Consider the following 1,496-nt stretch of genomic DNA (forward strand, 5'->3'; position numbering starts at 1 on the left):
TGGATGGGCAGATCTTTCACCGCGCCGCCGGCCTGCGGGCCGCGGATCTGCACGCACCAGCCGTTATTGACAAAGCTCTTCACCATATTGGAAGCGAAAGAGAACGCCGCGCTGGTCCAGAGATACTTTTCGTGGTCCGGCCCCTTCACCTGCTCGACATAGTTGAAGCTGCGCACCGGCACGGTGTCCGGACCATACGGCAGACGACCCAGCACGCGCGGCATGACCAGGCCGATGTAGCGGGCGTCGTCGGTTTCCCGAAACGCTTTCCAGCGAATATATTCCGCACGTTCGAAGTAGTTACCGATATCTTTGATGGCGGCGACCTCTTCCATGGTCTCTTTCAGGAAGAAAGCCGGGCCGACGGCGCCGATAAACGGCATGTGGGCGGCAGCGGAAACCCGGGAGATATTGCGCAACAGCGCCACGTCCTGCGCGCTGGCGTCGAACTCATAGGCCGAGATCAGCGAGCCGATCGGCTCGCCGCCGGGGGTGTCGTACTCCGCGGTGTAGGTGTGCCAGTAAAGGCCGCTCTGAATCAGCTCCGGCGCATCCTCAAAGTCCTGACGCAGATCGTCCTTTGAGACGTCGAGGATCTCCGTTTTCACGTTCTGGCGGTAGTCGGTGTTGTCCACCAGCTGTTTGAGGCCGCGCCACAGGGATTCGACCTGCTGAAACTCCGGATGGTGCATCACTGCGTCCAGCTGGCGGCTTATCTGGAAATCCAGTTCAGCGATATGGTGGTCAATCAGCGTTTTATCGAGCTTTTCCACCCGCTGGCCGGACTGGCGGATGCGCTCCATAAACACCTGCATCGCCGCGGTCAGACGCTCCGCCGCCGGCGCCTCGGAGAGCGCGGCATCGTCCAGAAAGTCGTTGATATCCCCGAGGCGAGAGGCCGGGGCGAGATTGATTTTTTCAAACAGCGACGCGTAAACGCCCTCGCTCGCCGTGTTTTCCTGCAGCGCGGTTTGCCCCTGAGCAGGGCTGTTTTCTGTGGTAACAGACATTAGCATTTTCCCGGTTATTCCATTAACAGACTTGCCCCGGCATTATTTCGGAGCAAGCGCACTCATTTCGTCGCGTAATTCCTGTGACAGCGCCGGATCTTTCAGAATTGCCTCGAGCTCTTTTCTGAAAGTGGCGTTATCAAGCAGATTGGATTTGAGATCGCGTAATAAATTACGCATCGCCAGCATGGCGCGGAGTTGTGGAATTTGCCGGGCAATCTGCTCCGGTTCAAAATCGTTGATATCGGTAAAACGCAGCCTGACGTTCTCCTCTTCGCCATTGCCAGCCAGCGTATTCGGCACCGAGAGATTCACCTCCGGGCTAAATTCCGAAAGTACGCTGTTAAAGTTATTTTTATTGACGTTAATTTTTTCTCTTTCCGATAATGGCCGGTTTTCTTTACCGTGACTAAAATCACCAATGGTAAGTAGCTTTAATGGCAGCTCAACCTTTTTTTGCACGCCGCCGGTGTGGAGAGATAATTT

2 protein-coding genes are annotated in these 1,496 nt (G+C 55.8%); both read right to left on the reverse strand.

Annotated features, from left to right (window positions below; all coding sequences use genetic code 11):
• On the reverse strand, positions 1-1,010 hold a 1,010-nt coding region (tssC, locus tag L2I46_RS29065), incomplete at its 3' end, for a type VI secretion system contractile sheath large subunit (protein WP_236948415.1).
• A gap of 42 nt (positions 1,011-1,052) precedes the next feature.
• On the reverse strand, positions 1,053-1,496 hold a 444-nt coding region (gene tssB / locus L2I46_RS29070), incomplete at its 5' end, for a type VI secretion system contractile sheath small subunit (protein ID WP_226327953.1).

It is taken from the genome of Klebsiella sp. 2019SCSN059, from assembly GCF_021739525.1.
Lineage (GTDB): Bacteria > Pseudomonadota > Gammaproteobacteria > Enterobacterales > Enterobacteriaceae > Klebsiella > Klebsiella quasipneumoniae.